This is a genomic window from Rhizobium sp. BK176 (assembly GCF_024808055.1).
In genome coordinates this window covers 386,984-403,241 of the sequence record NZ_JANUBV010000003.1, presented here as the reverse complement: position 1 = coordinate 403,241, position 16,258 = coordinate 386,984, and the positions used below count along the sequence as shown (strand labels likewise).

The following is a 16,258-nucleotide window of genomic DNA, read 5'->3' as shown; positions in this document are numbered from 1 at the left end:
CCGTCAAGTGGCGGCGGAAACGGCGCGTTTAGCCATCACTTTGATGAGGTTGGCGCGGTATTCCGCACTGGCATGCAGGTCCGACATCAACCCTGTCGGATTGACATCGACACCAGCGACGGAGCCGGCAGACCAGTTGGCGTTAAGAGCTGTTTCCATGGCCGGCTCGCGGAAGACGCCATTCGAACCAGCCCCAGTGACGGCGACCCTTACGCCCCCAGCACCTTTGGCAACGAAAACCCCGGTCATTGCGTAGCGCGACGCCGGATTTGGAAACTTCGAATAGCCGGCCTTGTCGGGAGCCTCGAAGCTGACCGCAGTGAGCAGTTCGCCGTCCTCCAATGCCGTCTCGAACAGACCCGTGAAGAAATCGTCGGCAGGGATCTCGCGCTTGTTGGTGATGATGCGGGCATTGAGCGCCAGCATGGCCGACGGGTAGTCCGCAGCAGGGTCGTTGTTGGCGATCGAGCCGCCGATCGTGCCCATGTGCCGGACATGCGGATCGCCGATCATGCCGGCGAGGTCGCAAATCGCGGGACAAACCGCACGCAGAGCCGCCGATGCGGCAACTTCGGCATGCGGAGTCGCCGCCCCGATGGTCACCTTGCGACCATCGACCTTGATTCCCTGCATCGCGGGAATATGCCTGAGATCGACGAGATCGCTCGGCGCGGCGAGGCGTTGCTTCATCGTCGGGATCAGTGTCATGCCACCGGAAACATATTTGCCCTCCGATGTGCCCGAAATCATCCTCACGGCTTCATCGACCGAGGACGCACGGTGATAGTTGGTCTGATACATCGTCGTTCCTCCTCAATGAACCGCGCGCGCTGCCATCCACACCTTCTGCGGCGTGGCCGGCATCGTCAGCATGTTGTTGCCGATGGCATCGGTGATGGCGTTGATGAGCGCCGGCGGAGATCCGATGGCACCAGCCTCGCCGCAGCCCTTGATACCAAGCGGATTGCTCGGGGACGGCGTTACCTGATGCGAGACCTTGAACGACGGCAGATCATCGGCGCGCGGCATGGCGTAATCCATGAAACTTGCCGTCAACAGCTGCCCATTCTCGTCATAATGCACGGCCTCGAGCAGAGCCTGACCGATGCCCTGTGCGATACCGCCATGCACCTGGCCTTCAACGATCATCGGGTTGATGATGTTGCCGAAATCGTCCGCCGCGACGAACTGGATGATCTCCGTCTTGCCGGTTTCCGGATCGACTTCGACTTCGCAGATGTAACAGCCGGCCGGGAAGGTGAAGTTGGATGGGTCGTAGAAGGCGGTCTCCTTCAGCCCCGGCTCCATGCCGCTCGGCAGGTTGTGTGCGGTGTAGGAGGCGAGCGCCACCTGGAACCACGGCAGGCTCTTGTCGGTGCCGGCAACCTTCACCTCGCCGTTCTCGATGACGATATCGCCCTCGTCGGCTTCCATCAGGTGAGCGGCGATCTTCTTGGCCTTGGCTTCGACCTTGTCGAGCGCCTTGACCACGGCCGACATGCCTACGGCGCCGGAGCGTGAGCCATAGGTGCCCATGCCCATCTGCACCTTGTCGGTGTCGCCGTGGACAATCGACACGCTGTCCAGCGGAACACCGAGACGATCCGAAATGAGCTGCGCGAAGGTCGTTTCATGCCCCTGTCCGTGGCTGTGCGACCCGGTGAGCACCTCGATGGTGCCAACCGCATTGACCCGTACCTCGGCGGATTCCCATAGACCGACGCCCGCACCAAGCGAGCCGACCGCCTGCGAGGGAGCGATGCCGCACGCCTCGATGTAGCAGCTCATGCCGAGGCCGCGCTTCAGGCCGCGGCTTGCCGCCTCTGCCTTGCGCGCCGCGAAGCCGTTCCAGTCGGCGGCCTGCATGGCGGCATTGAGTGATGCCTCGTAGTCACCGGCGTCATAGTTCATGATGACAGGCGTCTGGTGCGGGAAGGAGCGGATGAAGTTCTTCCGCCGCAGCTCGGCCGGCGAAATGCCAAGCTCGCGGGCTGCCGTTTCCATCGTCCGCTCGAGCAGGTAGGTGGCCTCGGGGCGACCAGCGCCACGATAGGCATCAACCGGCGCGGTGTTGGTATAAACCGTACGCACATTGGCATGGATGGCCGGAATATCGTACTGGCCGGACAGCAACGTTGCGTAGAGGTAGGTCGGAACCGCCGACGAAAACAGCGACATGTAGGCACCGAGATTGCAGATGGTATCGACTTTTAGCCCAATGATGCGGTGGTCGCTGTCAAAGGCCATCTTTACCTTGGAGACATGGTCGCGGCCATGGGCGTCTGTCAGGAAGGCCTCGGTTCGGTCCGAATTCCATTTCACCGGCACGCCTGTCTTCTTGGAAGCCCAGAGACAGACGATCTCTTCCGGGTAGATGTAGATCTTCGATCCAAATCCGCCGCCAACGTCAGGAGCAATCACCCGCAGCTTGTTCTCGGGCGCGACGTTGTAGAAGGCACTCATCACGAGACGGGCGACGTGCGGGTTCTGGCTAGTCGTGTAGCAGGTGTAGTGATCTTCGGCGGCGTCGTAGATCCCGAGCGCAGCACGCGGCTCCATCGGATTGGGCGACAAGCGGTTGTTGTGGATCTCTATTTCCGTGACATGCGCCGCTGCGGAAATAGCCTTGTCGGTTGCAGCACCGTCGCCGAGTTCCCAATCGAAGATCAGATTGTTCCGAGCTTCCGGATGGATCTGGGGTGCACCGGACTTCAGTGCGTCGACAGCCTCGACGACAACGGGCAATTCGTCGTAGTCGATTACGACGGCCTCTGCGGCGTCCCTGGCCTCTGCGAGCGAGTCGGCAACCACGATGGCAACAGCATCGCCAACGTAGCGGACAGTCTCGACCGCCAGCGGACGCCAAGCCCCCATCTTCATTGGCGAACCATCCTTCGAATGAATCATCCAGCCGCAGATGAGGTTGCCGATGCCGTCTGCAAGCAGCTGCTTGCCGTCAAGCACGTCGATGACGCCCGGCATGGCCTTGGCCGAAGCCGCATCGATTCCCGTGATCCTGGCGTGTGCATGTGGACTGCGGATGAAATAGGCGAATTTCATGCCCGGCACGACCATGTCGTCCGTGTAGCGGCCCTTGCCGGTCAAGAACCGTTTATCTTCCTTGCGTGCGACGCGTGCACCAATTCCTTCAACACCCATGATGTCCTCCCAATGGGGTTTCGGGCCTGGCATTCCGCCAAAGCGAATCGTATTCGGCAGTCAGCCAGACAATTCCTGAGAGCTATTCGGCCGCCTGCTTGGCGGTGCCGTGCATCTGTTCGTTGGCAGACAGGACGGCTTTGACGATGTTGTGATAGCCGGTGCACCGACAGATATTGCCGTCGAGTTCATGGCGGACCGTCTGTTCGTCCAGCTGGCCGCCGTGGCGCGAAATCATGTCGACGGCCGTCATCACCATACCCGGCGTGCAGAAGCCGCATTGCAGACCGTGATGCTCCTTGAAGGCGGCCTGGACAGGATGCAATTCACCGTTGCTGGCGAGCCCCTCGATAGTGGTGACCGTGGAACCCGACGCTTGGACAGCAAGGATCGAACAGCTCTTCACCGACTTGCCATCCATGTGAACGACACAGGCACCGCATTGGTTTGTATCACAGCCGACGTGGGTTCCCGTCAGGCCGAGTTTTTCGCGAATAAAATGGACAAGAAGCGTACGCTCTTCACAGTCACCGCTGACTGCCCGGCCGTTCACCGTCAGTTTCACTTTCGCCATGATTTCCTCCTCGCGCCTCCTCCAGGCACGGACGGTATCATTTGACGTTTTCGCTTTAGGATCAACCACTACTTTCGGGAGGTTAGTTAAATTCGCCGTGTCCGGTTGCGTCGAATTTGGACGAAAGTTGCAGCTCCATTGTGCGAAAGGTGGGCATCGAAGGCAGGCTGCTCTTTTTGCGCCACAGTTTGACGACTAGCATGACAAAAACAAGAATCAGGGACGGCCACCGCTCTTTCGAGGGCGACCAACCTAGGAGAAGAATTTGATTAAGAAGATTGTTGCATTCGCTTTGATTGGATTTTCGATTGCAAGCTGCACGCCGACCCAGCAGGGCGCCGGTATCGGCGCTGCCTCCGGCGCAATTATCGGGGGTGCAGTAACAGGCAATGTTCGTGGCGCTGCGGTTGGCGCGGCGATCGGCGGTGTATCTGGCGCCCTCATCGGCCGTGTCGCCGAGCAGCCGGGACAGTGTTATTACCGCGACCAGTACGGTCGCCGGTACATCGACGATTGCCGCGGCGGCTATTGAGCGGCGCAAAACTGTCTCGAAATCCCGGGTGTGAAGCCCGGGATTTCTCGTTTTTTCCACCATTTCAGCGGCCAGGCGATTTAAAACGGTACACGCCGAGGAAATTTGCCGCTAAGGTTGCCGCCGGCCGGGGGGCGCGAAGCAATTCTAGTGTAACCAAAAGCGGCGGATGCAGATTAGAGGGCAGGCACCGAAACCGGGTATAGCGTATCGGCGCGCAGGCACCATACTGGTGGTCGCGGCGGCATTCGCGTTTTCGCCGGCTTTGATCTCGGAGGCTTTCGCCTTCAAGCTTTTCGGCATCACATTGTGGGGCAAGGATGACGACTCGGCGGCCGACCAGGTGCCTGATCCTGTCCGCTACGATGTCACGCTCACGACCGACAGCAGCGATCCGGATCTCAAGGAAGCACTGGAAAACAGTTCACGTCTGGTGGGCGACAAGGATCGACCCGTGTCGGGCGACCTCGGCGTCGTCGTCAAGGCCAGAGACGATCGCGAACGGCTGATCGCCGCCCTTTATGAGAAGGCGCGCTACGGCGGCGTGGTGACAATCAGAGTCGACGGCAGGGATATCGACGCTCTTCCGCCCAATCCGACCTTCAATCGCTCACGCCCTGTCCCGGTTACGATCAACGTTGCTGCGGGTCCTGTCTTCAAAGTTCATGAGGTTCAGTTCGGCGGCGACGCCGCGCGCCGCAACCCCGCAGACTACGATCTTGCTCCCGGCGAGACGGCTGGCTCGTTGACCATCATCAAGGCCGGCGACACGATTGTCGAACAGTTGAAAAGCGAAGGCCGGCCGCTGGCGAAGCTGACGACTCGCAAAGTCGTCGCTGACCACAGGACGAACACCGTCGACATTGTTCTCGCCGCCGAAGGCGGTCCGGTCGCGCCGGTCGGCGACGTCGACGTCACGGGCGCAAAGGCCGTAAGACCGGGCTTCATCCAGCGCTACTCGCGGCTGAACAGGGGCGAGCAATATTCGCCCGAAGCATTGAAGAAAGCCGGAGAGCGACTGCGCGCATTGGGGGTCTTCTCCAGCGTGACCATTCACGAGGCAGACGCTCTGGCACCGGACGGCACATTGCCGATGACGATCGAGGTATCGGAGGGAAAGCAACGCTATCTCGGTATCGGCGCCCAGTATTCGACCACGGACGGCTTCGGGATCAACGGCTATTGGGGTCACCGCAATCTCTTCGGAGAAGCGGAAGCACTGCGCATCGAAGGGTCGGTGGGCCGCCTGGGCGAAACGACCAACGTTGGCGATCTCGACTATTCAGCAGGTGTCACCTTTACCAAGCCCGGCGCGTTCGTTCCGGCCGCGACCCTCCGGGCCAGCATCCTTGCCAAAACCGAGAACCCCGATGCCTACACCGCAAAGCTCGTCACTGCGTCCCTCGGCCTTTCCTACGAACTGTCCGACTTGGATACAATAACCGGCGCCGGCGAGGTGAGCTGGGAACGTGATGACGATGCCTTTGGCAACAACAGCTACCTGACCTTCTCACTGCCCTTGCAGTACGACCGCGACGCACGCGACAACAAGTTCGACCCGACCGAAGGCTATCGGGGAATGCTCAAGGCGACGCCAAGCTACGAGGCCTACAACGGCACCTTCTTCTCGAGCGTCGAGGGCTTGATCACCGGATATCACGCGTTGGGAGCGGAGGACCGCATCGTTCTTGCCGGCAAGCTTTCCGCAGGCTTTCTCGTAGGGGCAGACGACCTCCAGAACATTCCTGCTACACGCCGATTCTTCGCTGGCGGCGGCGGCTCGGTTCGCGGCTTTAGCTACCAGGAGATCTCGCCCAGGAACGCGGACAACGAAGAGACCGGCGGAGCATCCTATGTCACTGCATCGTTCGAGACCCGCGTAAAGATCACCGATACGATCGGCATAGTGCCGTTCATCGATGTGGGGACGGTTTCAGCCGACATCGCGCCCGATTTTTCCGACATTCGGGCGGGTGCGGGCATCGGCATTCGCTATGCGACGCCGTTTGGTCCATTGCGGCTTGATTTTGCCGTGCCACTCAACAAGTACGAGGATGGCACGGATTACGGTATCTACGCCGGCATCGGCCAGGCATTCTAACATACTGGCAACCCGCGGCGCCTTCGTGTGCCTTGAGCCGCCACAGAAACGGAGTAATGTCCGCGCCCATGCAGACACTGGCGAAAATCTTGAACTGGATCGTGCGGCTGCTCGGCTATTCCGTCGGCACCCTCCTCATCCTGCTTGCCATCGCCATCGGTGTTTTCGGCTTCACATCCTTTGGCGCGCGCATCATCACCGACAGGGTCGCCTCCAGCATCTCCAACCGGGACATGACCATCAAGGTTCAGGAGCCGGAGGGACTGCTGACGGGTGGCCTGCGGGCGAGCCAGATTGTGCTCTCCGACACCAAGGGCGTCTTCGCTCAGGTCGATGGCCTTGCCATAAGCTGGAATCCGCTCGCGCTCCTTACCGGCAGGTTCCATGCAAGAAGCATTGAAGCTACGGCTATTCACGTGCTGCGGCAGCCGGTGCGCACGCTACCGTCGCGCCCGGCCGCAACAGGCGAAGCCGACACCGGCTTTTCGTTGCCGGTCAAGATCGACATCGACAAGATCGCCCTGCCGGAAATCAACCTTGCTCAACCTCTGATCGGACGGGCTTTCTCGCTTGCCGCGGACGGCAGCATGCGGGCCGACAATGACGGGGGCAATGCGTCGATCAACGTGCATCGGCACGATGCCCCGGATGCCAAGCTGATCGCAGATGCCGCCTTCCTACCGGACCGCAATCAGTTGCGGCTCAAGGCAAAGCTGACGGAACCGAAGGGTGGGCTGCTCGCTGGCCTGCTGGGGCTGCCTGGCAACCCGGCGGTGGAGATTGGCTTGACGGGAGACGGACCCCTCTCGGATTGGCGGGGACAGCTGCAGGCCGCTCTCGATGGACAGCAACGCGCCTCGATCGAGGCGCATCACACCCTGACGCCGGAGAACCTTCATCACCTTGACCTGAAGGGCGGCGGCGACCTCAGCTCGCTGCTGCCGGCCGCCTTCCGTCCGCTCTTTGCGGGACAGACGAACATCGACGTCGCCGCGAACTTCGACAATAGGGGCAAGATCGACATCCAGACCGGCAATCTGGCGACCGGCGCCGTTGTCATCGCGGCATCAGGCACGCTCGATCCAAAAGGCAACAACAGTCTTAACGCCAATCTGTTGGGAACGTCCGGGCCGGTTGATTTCCGCTGGCCTCTGGCTGACGGTGAAGCCCGTCTCCTGGTAGCGGGTATCAATCTTTCGTTGACGGGCGACGCGAAGGCTTCCCGCCTTAATGCCAGCGCCTCGCTCGATTCGGCCGCCTTGCCACAGGCGACGATGGGCAACGTGAAGCTGACCGCCAAGAGCGACAACTTCAATCTCGCCGGTCGCACGGGAAGCGTTCAGATTACGCTTGCCGCAGGTGACACGTCATTCGTCAATCCCGACATCGATCGTGCCATCAAAGGCCCGGTCACGATCACGCTGCCGTTGCAGATCTCCCCGGACGCGCTCGGCTTCAACGGTGCCACGATCGAAAGCGCGGCAGCGAATGCAAACCTCAACGGCTCCTATAAGCTGAGCGCCAGCGCGATTACGGGCAACATCAAGCTGACTGCTCAACCGGCCGTACTGCCGCCGGCGGTCGCAACCCGTTTCAATGCTCCGATCGTCATCGAGGGTCAGGTTGCGGGAACGATTCCCTCGAAGTTCAACATCTCGAACCTCTCCATCAAGTCGAACGCGCTCGAAGCGACCGGCCAAGTGGTGCTCGACGAGGAGAACCTCGACGCCAACCTTTCCGGTCGCATTCCCAACGTTCAGGCGCTGCTGGAAACCGCATCGGGCGAGCTGAACTATCAGCTGAGCGCAAAGGGGAATGTCTCTGCTCTCGCGGTAGCGGCTAACATCAAGGGGCCGTCGCTCGTGATGGCCGGGCGTCAGGTCAAGCAACTCGAGCTCAATCTTTCCGGAACGGCCGACCCTAATGCGCCAAAGGCGCAAATCACGGCGAGGGGCGCGATCGACAACCAGCCAATCAACGTCGCCACGGCAGTTCAGATCGTCCACGGGAAGGTGCAGCTTCCGTCGATTGCCGGCGACGTTGGCAAAAACCGACTGACCGGCCACCTCGAACTGTCACCTGCTTTCGAGCCGACCGGACAGGCGACGTTTGACTTTCCGGATATCGGCCTTCTCGCGGCACTGGGCGGACAGAAGGCGGAAGGTGACCTGAAGGGATCGGTCGATATTGCCAACGACAGCGGTAAGATCGCCCTCAAAGTCGTCGCATCCGGCAGCGGCCTGAAGCGCGATACCTTTGCAATCGTCGGCCCCGATATCAACGTCGCTGTTACCGACCTCAAGGCTTTTGCCGCGACGGGCACAATCACCGCGCAGGAGCTTGCCTCCGGGCCTAACAAGGCGGAGAGCCTGGCGCTCAATTTCACGCAGCAGCAGAACCGGACAAACTTCGATCTCGGCGCCACCTATGACGCCAATCCGTTGGTCGCATCCGGCAGCGTCGAAGTGAACGCCGGCACGACGCTGCTTCGCCTGGACCGCTTCTTGGCCAAACCCCGCAACATCCAGGTAGAGCTTGCATCGCCGTCAGAGGTGTCGATCAGTGGCAGCACGGTGACGCTGAGCGCCGTCGAACTGAAGACCGGCGACGGCTCGGTTCACGTCAGCGGCACGGTCGGCGAAACTCTCGATATCAAGGCTGACATCCGGAACCTGCCCGCAAGCCTGGCCAATAGCTTCGTTCCGAAGCTCGATGCCGCAGGCACGATCTCGGGCAAGGTTGCCGTGACCGGAACGCCAGCGGCACCCATCGCCAATTTCGACCTGGATTGGAAGGACGCGGCCACGAGCCAGACAAAGGGCGCCGGCCTTTCGCCCCTGGCGATCGATGCAAGCGGGACGTTTGCCAACAACACGCTGGACTTTGAAACGAACGCCAACGGCAAAGGCGGAGTCTCGCTGAAAGCCGCCGGCAGTGTCGTCACTGGCGGCCCGGATGCGCAATCGCTGAAGGTCGATGCGGATATCATCAACATCCCAGCGGGCTTGGCGAACGCATTCGTTCCGGACCTGGCTGCCGAAGGTTCGATCTCGGGCAACGTCACCGCAGCCGGAAAGCTGCCAGCACCGACGCTGGACTTCAAACTGAATTGGAAGAATGCCGCAACGAGCCAGACCCGAAGTGCGAAGCTCTCATCGCTTGGGCTGACGGCGAGCGGCAATCTCAAGGACAACATTCTCAACTTCGATGCCGACGCACGTGGCAGCGGCGGCATGTCACTGCAGGCAAGCGGCAATTTCGTCGTCGCCGGCGCCGAGGCTCAAACACTGAAACTCGATGGGCAGATCGCCAACATTCCGGCCGCTCTCGCCAACGGGTTTGTTCCGAATCTTGCCGCAGAAGGCATGATATCGGGAACCATATCGGCCACCGGCAAGTTGCCGAAGCCAGCGGCAACCTTCGATCTCACCTGGAAAGACGCCGCCACCAGCCACACCAGGGCAGCGCGCCTTTCGGGCATGCGCTTGGCAGCGAAGGGCAACTTCGCCGATGAAAAATTGAACGTCCAGGTCGACCTTACGGCCAATGGCGGTATGGCGCTGAACGCCTCCGGCAATGTCTCGCTGGCAGGAACGACAATCGAAAACCTCACTGCTGATGCAACGATACGCAACGTTCCAGCGAGCCTCGCAAACGCCTTCGTATCCGGTCTCGGCGCCAGCGGCACGGTCTCGGGCACGGCATCCGCGTCAGGTACACTGCAACGGCCGACGGCAAGCTTCGACCTGACTTGGAAGGACCTCGCGACTGCCCAAACCAAGGCTGCTCGGCTCTCTAGCCTCGTGCTCGGCGCCAAGGGCACATTCGCCAACAATGTGCTCGACTTCCAGACAAATCTGACTGGCGATGCAGGTTCCGCTCTGTCGGCGAACGGCAAGGTTACTCTCGAAGGTACGACCGTGAAGAGCCTGCAGGCGGATGCGACACTGAGCAACCTTCCCGCCGCGCTGGTGAACAACTTTGCCCCCGATCTTGGTGCCGAGGGAACGATATCGGGCACGGCGACCGCGTCCGGCTCCCTCCCGATTCCCGCCGTCGATTTCAAGCTCAACTGGAACAATGCAGGGACCCGCCAGACCAGGGCGGCCGGCCTTTCGGGCCTCACGCTGAATGCGTCCGGCAATGTCGCGGATAACAAGATCGCCTTCGATGCCACCCTGACCAGCAGTCGCAGCAGCCTCCTGAGGGCAAAGGGAACGGCAAACCTGCAGGGAGCGAGCGTCCAGGGTCTATCGGTCGATGCCGACATCGCGAATCTTCCCGCGAGCCTCGCCAACGGATTTGTCCCTGGTCTGGGAGCGGAAGGGACCATCTCAGGCACGGCAAAGACGTCTGGGACTCCGAGCAATCCGATCATCGACTTCAACCTGGATTGGAAGGACGCGGCAACCACGCAGACACGGGCATCCGGCATCCGGCCGCTTTCAGTAAATGCAGGCGGAAAGCTTGCGAACGGTAGGCTCGATTTTACGACGAACCTCAGCGGCACCGGCGTGTCGATGAAGGCCGGCGGCAACTTCATCATCGCCGGGCAGAACGCCCAATCGCTGACGGTCAATGCTGACATCTCCAATCTTCCCGCCGGGCTTGCCAACGCATTCGTTCCTGGGCTTGCGGCCGAAGGCAATATTTCGGGCACCGTCAGGGCATCGGGCAGGCTGCCGGTGCCTGCTGTGGACTTCAACCTTGACTGGAGAGGGGCAGCGACTAGCCAGACCAGAAGTGCTGGGCTTTCGCCGCTTAGCATCGCTGCGAACGGAAGACTGCAGGACAACCGGCTGACCATCGACACCAATGTGGCCGGCGACAGCGGCCTATCCCTGCGCGGCGGCGGCAGCGTCACCATTACCGGCAATCGCGCCTTGGACATGCGCTTTTCCGGCAGTCTGCCATTCGCGGTCCTCGGCTCACAACTCGCGGCCCAGGGTTTCGTCGCCGATGGCACTGCCAACCTCAATCTGCAGATCGCCGGAACCGCCGCCGCCCCGTCCATCAACGGGACCGTGGCGACCAGCGGCGCGAGGTTCGTCGATGTCCGGCGCAACCTTGCGATCAACAATCTCGCGGCAGACATCCGGTTCAACGGCAACGAAGCCGTCATCTCCCGGCTCACCGGTCAGCTCGCCAGCGGCGGCAGCATCTCGGTTTCTGGCAGCGTCGGGATACAGCCCGCTTCCAATTTCCCCGCCAATATCGACGTCAGGCTCGATAGGGCCGTCTATGTCGATGGAACGCTCGTCGTGGCGACCGTCGATGGCACGATCGGCTTGCGCGGTCCGCTACTCGCAAACCCCACCCTGAACGGCAGGCTGCGGCTCGAAAGAGCCTCGATCACCGTCCCAGAGAGACTGCCGACCTCGCTGCGTGAGATCGACATCAGGCACATAAACGCCCCGAAAAGTGTTCTCGCCCAGCTGCGCGACGAGACCCAGCAAGGGGCACGCGCGAAGTCCAACACCATCAATCTCGATCTTCAGTTGGACGCACCCTCGCAGATCTTCGTGCGCGGCCGCGGTATCGATGCTGAACTCGGTGGTAGCGTCACGATTCGGGGAACGGCGGCGGCGCCGATCGTTTCGGGTGGTTTCACCATGCGGCGCGGGCGCATGACGATTCTCAACCGGCGCCTCGATTTCACCAACAGAAGCCGGATCAGCTTCGCCGGCGATCTCACCCCCGCCCTCGATATGGAAGCCAGCTCGACGTCCGGCTCAACGACACTGACGGTCAATGTGGCGGGACTGGCCACGGACCCCTCAATCACCTTCTCGTCGTCGCCGGCCTTGCCGCAGGACGAGGTTCTGGCGCAGCTGATCTTCGGCCAGTCGATGTCCAGGCTGTCGCCGGTTCAAATCGCCCAGCTCGCCGATGCAGTCAGCCAGCTGGCCGGCGGCCGTTCCGGATCGTTGTTCCAGGGCCTTCGCAACCAGCTCGGCGTCGATGACTTCGACGTCAGTACCGATGCCAAAGGCCGCACCAGTGTCAGCGTTGGCCGCTATCTCAACGACCGGACCTATTTCGAACTGCAGCAGACCACCGGCAAGGGCGGCGCCAAGGCGATCATCAATTTCGATGTCGGCCGCGGCGTGAAGTTGCGTGCCGGCGCAGGTGGAGATGGCGAGGGAGAGGCGGGCGTCGTCTACGAGCACGAGTATTAAAAGCTGGTCTTGCTGGTCTTCAGTAGGATATTGGTTTCCGTGGTATTGATCCCATTGATCAGCCGGATGCGCCTCAGCGTTTCGTCGAAGGCGACGAGATCGCGATCCTCGAGTTCGGCGATGAAATCCCATTTGCCGTTGGTGCTGTGCAGGGCACGCACTTGCGGCAAACCGCGAAGCTGATCGGCGACCTTGTCCGCCAGCTTCCCGAGTACCTCGATCATGACAATCGCGCGCACGCCCGCGGCGCGGGTTTCATGGCCGGTGCGCACGGTGAATGCCGTGATGGTGCCATTAGCAACCAACCGATCGATGCGGGCTGCGACTGTCGCGCGAGATGCACCCGTCATTGCCGCTAGCGAAGAGACTGGCGTACGTGCATTGTGCCGCAGAGCGCTGAGAAGTTCCTGATCGAGATCGTCCATGGCTGCCACTTTGTCAAAATGCACTTATCAAACTGATCAATCGTAGCGCATTATCGGCACTTTTTCATCTTTTTGTCGCCGTGCCGATATTTCAATATGCTTTCCGAAACGCGAGCTGGAGAAGACGCATGCAGCCACAAGCAAGATCGGTCACGCTCATCGGAGCACCGCTGGAAGAGGGTTCGGGACGCAGGGGCGCCGCGATGGGTCCGGCCGCACTTCGCATCGCAGGCGTCGACCAGACGCTGATCGATCTTGGTCATGATGTCGTCGATGCCGGTGACGTGCATGTCATTCCGGCACGCGATCTGCCGAACCATCCGAAAGCACATAATCTGCGCGTCGTCGGCGCATTCACCCGCGCGCTCGAAGCTGGCGTCTACGAGGCCGCGACGGCCGGGCGCTTTCCGCTGATTCTCGGTGGCGATCATAGCCTGTCCATGGGCACCGTATCCGGCATGGCTCGCTATGCGGCAGAGCAAGGTAGGCCGCTCTTCGTGCTGTGGCTCGATGCCCATTCCGATTTCAATACGCCTGCGACGTCGCCCTCCGGCAACATTCACGGCATGCCGGTCGCTTATTTCTGCGGCAAGGCCGAACTCGCGGAAATCCTGCCGAAGGACCGTCCGTTCGTCGATCCCCAGAACGTCTTCCAGGTCGGTATCCGATCGGTGGATGCGCCGGAGCGGGATCTGATCAAGGAACACGGCGTCAACGTCTTCGACATGCGCTGGCTCGACGAACAGGGCGTTGCCGCGGCGATCCGCCAGGTGCTCGGCGCGGTCTCCGATGCAAACGGTCTGCTGCATGTGAGCCTTGATGTCGATTTCCTCGATCCCGAGATCGCCCCTGGCGTCGGTACAACAGTGCCTGGCGGTGCAACCTTCCGGGAGGCGCATCTCATCATGGAAATGCTCTGCGACAGCGGCCTCGTCTCCTCGCTCGATCTTGTCGAACTCAACCCCTTCCTCGACGATCGCGGTAAGAGCGCGCGGATCCTGGTGGAACTGACGGCAAGTCTGTTCGGCCGCCGCATCTTCGACCGTCCGACCCGCGCTGCCTGAGGAGAGCCGACCATGAGCAATTCCAAGAATCTGATCGATACCGAACAGCGCCTGGGCGCCCACAACTACAAGCCGCTCGATGTCGTGCTGACCCGGGGCGAAGGTGTCTATGTCTGGGATACGGACGGCAAGCAGTATCTTGATTGCCTATCGGCCTATTCCGCAGTCAACCAAGGGCATTGCCACCCCAAGATCCTGGCGGCAATGGTCGAGCAGGCCGGCAAGCTGACGCTGACCTCGCGTGCCTTCCGCAACGACCAGCTCGCGCATCTCTACGAGGAACTCGCGGCGCTGACAGGCTCGCATAAGATCCTGCCGATGAACTCGGGCGCCGAGGCTGTCGAAACCGCCATCAAGGCTGTGCGGAAGTGGGGCTACGAGGTGAAGGGCGTGCCTGAGGGCAAGGCCGAGATCATCGTTTGCGCCGACAATTTCCATGGCCGCACGCTAAGCATAATCAGCTTCTCGACCGACCCCGACGCCCGTACCGGCTTTGGCCCCTACACGCCCGGCTTCCGGACAATACCTTTCGGCGACGCCGACGCATTCGCTGCCGCCATCAACGAGAACACGGTCGCAGCGCTGATCGAGCCGATCCAGGGCGAGGCCGGTGTCATCATCCCGCCGTCAGGTTACTTCAAGCGCGTGCGCGAACTCTGCACCGAAAACAAGGTGACTCTGATCCTTGACGAGATCCAGACTGGCCTCGGACGCACCGGCAAGCTATTGGCCGAAGAGCACGAGGGAATCGAGGCCGACGTCACCCTGATCGGCAAGGCGCTCTCCGGCGGCTTCTATCCGGTTTCAGCGGTGCTTTCCAATTCCGAGGTGCTTGGTGTTCTGAAGCCTGGGCAACATGGCTCGACATTCGGCGGCAACCCGCTTGCCTGCGCCGTGGCGCGCGCCGCGCTCAAGGTGCTGACCGAAGAAGGCATGATCGAGAACGCCGAAAAGATGGGCAACTATTTCCTGGAAGGGCTGCGCTCCATCCGCTCCAACATCGTCAAGGACGTGCGCGGTCGCGGACTGATGATGGCGGTCGAGCTCGTGCCGGAAGCCGGCGGCGCCCGCCAGTATTGCTACACCCTCAAGGATCGCGGCCTACTCGCCAAGGACACCCACGAGAACACGATCCGCCTCGCCCCGCCGCTGGTCATCACCAAGAGCCAGGTCGACTGGGCCGTCGAGCAGATCGAGAAGACCCTCGCCTGAGGCAGCGAACGGACAATGCGGCGGGAAGGTCATCCCGCCGTTTCCACGTAGCTTCTCCTCATTCCGAGATCCAACCCAACCGAGCGCCTGACCAGAAATCAGCTGCCTCAGTTTAGATTTGGGCAACACTCTTTCGTTAAGGTCCGGAGTAACCGTATCGTTAATCCTTCCTCGGGAGACACGCGCGGTTTGAAGGCAAAGTCCATCCGCGCCAATGGTGGCGCGGTTGCTTCTGCCCTGGCTTTTGACGGTTGGGACAATACTCATGGCTACGATCAATTCCACGAACTTCAGCGGCGATACGCTGGAGATCATTGCCTTCAGACTGCACGATCAGGAATTCTGCGTTAAGACGACGACAATTCGCGAAATCCGCGGCTGGGCACCATCGACACCGATTCCGCATGCGCCGGCGGACGTCATCGGCGTCATGAACCTCCGCGGCTCCGTCATCCCGATCATCGACCTCGCGTTCAAGCTCGGCATGAAGAGCACCGTGGCCAACGAGCGCAGCGCCATTGTCGTGGCCGAGGTCCACAACATGGTCATCGGCATGCTGGTCGATCGCGTCTCGGATATCCTGACGATCTCTTCCAGCCAGGTGCAGCCGGTTCCGGAAGTCACAGCGTCCTTTGACCGGGCTTATTGCGAAGGTATCATCGCCTCCGAAAATGGCATGATCTGCTTCCTCAACCTCGCCAAGATGTTCAAGGAAAGCGAAACCGACGAGCTCGCCGCCTGACACCATCACTGGACCCAAAGATAAAAGCCCCTCTTCGAGAGGGGCTTTTTGTTGACAGATACAATCATTATAAGAAATCGATCACAAGTTCTACTGTAGAACGAATATTAAATTCGCTATTTCTTATACATATCTCATTAACCGCCCCCACTTCATCATCGGTTGTGAAGTCGCTGGTTATTCTCCCTCTATAGTAGGCGCCGCAGGACGGATCGGTCTCCCTTGTGTATCCCTTGAGGTTAATGTGCCCGCGAGCTTCTTCACTGGCTG

Annotated in this window: 10 protein-coding genes; 6 read left to right on the top strand and 4 right to left on the bottom strand. The window is 60.9% G+C overall.

Going from position 1 to position 16,258, the window contains the following annotated elements; all coding sequences use genetic code 11:
* Positions 1-3: 3 nt before the first annotated feature.
* The 3 genes from FHT76_RS14655 to FHT76_RS14645 all read right to left on the bottom strand — a co-directional run bounded on the left by FHT76_RS14655 (position 4) and on the right by FHT76_RS14645 (position 3,733).
* The gene (locus FHT76_RS14655; RefSeq protein WP_183863677.1) at positions 4-801 is read right to left on the bottom strand and encodes a xanthine dehydrogenase family protein subunit M; all 798 of its coding nucleotides are present in this window, start codon (positions 799-801) and stop codon (positions 4-6) included.
* 12 nt (positions 802-813) lie between these two features.
* The gene (locus tag FHT76_RS14650) at positions 814-3,159 is read right to left on the bottom strand and encodes a xanthine dehydrogenase family protein molybdopterin-binding subunit (protein WP_183863678.1); all 2,346 of its coding nucleotides are present in this window, start codon (positions 3,157-3,159) and stop codon (positions 814-816) included.
* A gap of 82 nt (positions 3,160-3,241) precedes the next feature.
* On the bottom strand, positions 3,242-3,733 hold the full coding sequence (locus FHT76_RS14645) for a (2Fe-2S)-binding protein (protein WP_183755217.1): 492 nt from the start codon (positions 3,731-3,733) through the stop codon (positions 3,242-3,244).
* Positions 3,734-4,001: 268 nt separating this feature from the next.
* Between FHT76_RS14645 and FHT76_RS14640 the strand changes: the two genes are divergently transcribed.
* From FHT76_RS14640 to FHT76_RS14630, 3 genes are all read left to right on the top strand, one after another.
* Entirely contained in the window at positions 4,002-4,265 is a 264-nt protein-coding gene (locus tag FHT76_RS14640; RefSeq protein ID WP_183755331.1) for a YMGG-like glycine zipper-containing protein, read from the top strand.
* Between the two features lie 169 nt (positions 4,266-4,434).
* Complete coding sequence (locus FHT76_RS14635; protein ID WP_183863679.1) at positions 4,435-6,366, top strand: autotransporter assembly complex family protein; 1,932 nt, start codon at positions 4,435-4,437, stop codon at positions 6,364-6,366.
* 56 nt (positions 6,367-6,422) lie between these two features.
* On the top strand, positions 6,423-12,545 hold the full coding sequence (locus FHT76_RS14630) for a translocation/assembly module TamB domain-containing protein (RefSeq protein WP_246712658.1): 6,123 nt from the start codon (positions 6,423-6,425) through the stop codon (positions 12,543-12,545).
* On the opposite strand, the gene FHT76_RS14625 is transcribed toward FHT76_RS14630, so the two are convergent.
* Complete coding sequence (locus tag FHT76_RS14625; RefSeq protein WP_183755215.1) at positions 12,542-12,970, bottom strand: Lrp/AsnC family transcriptional regulator; 429 nt, start codon at positions 12,968-12,970, stop codon at positions 12,542-12,544. The two genes, FHT76_RS14630 and FHT76_RS14625, sit on opposite strands and share 4 nt — an antisense overlap.
* 128 nt (positions 12,971-13,098) lie before the next feature.
* Between FHT76_RS14625 and rocF the strand changes: the two genes are divergently transcribed.
* The 3 genes from rocF (at position 13,099) to FHT76_RS14610 (ending at position 15,988) form a co-directional block, all read left to right on the top strand.
* Positions 13,099-14,034, top strand: coding sequence for an arginase (rocF, locus tag FHT76_RS14620; RefSeq protein WP_183863680.1), 936 nt, complete (start codon positions 13,099-13,101; stop codon positions 14,032-14,034).
* 12 nt (positions 14,035-14,046) lie between these two features.
* Positions 14,047-15,246 carry an ornithine--oxo-acid transaminase gene (rocD, locus tag FHT76_RS14615; protein WP_183755213.1) on the top strand — a complete coding sequence of 400 codons (1,200 nt, stop codon included), beginning with the start codon at positions 14,047-14,049 and terminating at the stop codon, positions 15,244-15,246.
* A gap of 265 nt (positions 15,247-15,511) precedes the next feature.
* Positions 15,512-15,988 (top strand): chemotaxis protein CheW, encoded by a 477-nt coding sequence (locus FHT76_RS14610; protein ID WP_183863682.1) that lies wholly within the window; start codon positions 15,512-15,514, stop codon positions 15,986-15,988.
* Positions 15,989-16,258 lie beyond the last annotated feature (270 nt).

Excerpts from the sequence above, each read along its gene's own strand:
- FHT76_RS14655 (WP_183863677.1), bottom strand. The coding sequence starts at position 801 with ATGTATCAGACCAACTATCACCGTGCGTCCTCGGTCGATGAAGCCGTG.
- FHT76_RS14650 (WP_183863678.1), bottom strand. The coding sequence starts at position 3,159 with ATGGGTGTTGAAGGAATTGGTGCACGCGTCGCACGCAAGGAAGATAAA.
- FHT76_RS14645 (WP_183755217.1), bottom strand. The coding sequence starts at position 3,733 with ATGGCGAAAGTGAAACTGACGGTGAACGGCCGGGCAGTCAGCGGTGAC.
- FHT76_RS14635 (WP_183863679.1), top strand. The coding sequence starts at position 4,435 with ATGCAGATTAGAGGGCAGGCACCGAAACCGGGTATAGCGTATCGGCGC.
- FHT76_RS14630 (WP_246712658.1), top strand. The coding sequence starts at position 6,423 with ATGTCCGCGCCCATGCAGACACTGGCGAAAATCTTGAACTGGATCGTG.
- FHT76_RS14625 (WP_183755215.1), bottom strand. The coding sequence starts at position 12,970 with ATGGACGATCTCGATCAGGAACTTCTCAGCGCTCTGCGGCACAATGCA.
- rocF (WP_183863680.1), top strand. The coding sequence starts at position 13,099 with ATGCAGCCACAAGCAAGATCGGTCACGCTCATCGGAGCACCGCTGGAA.
- rocD (WP_183755213.1), top strand. The coding sequence starts at position 14,047 with ATGAGCAATTCCAAGAATCTGATCGATACCGAACAGCGCCTGGGCGCC.
- FHT76_RS14610 (WP_183863682.1), top strand. The coding sequence starts at position 15,512 with ATGGCTACGATCAATTCCACGAACTTCAGCGGCGATACGCTGGAGATC.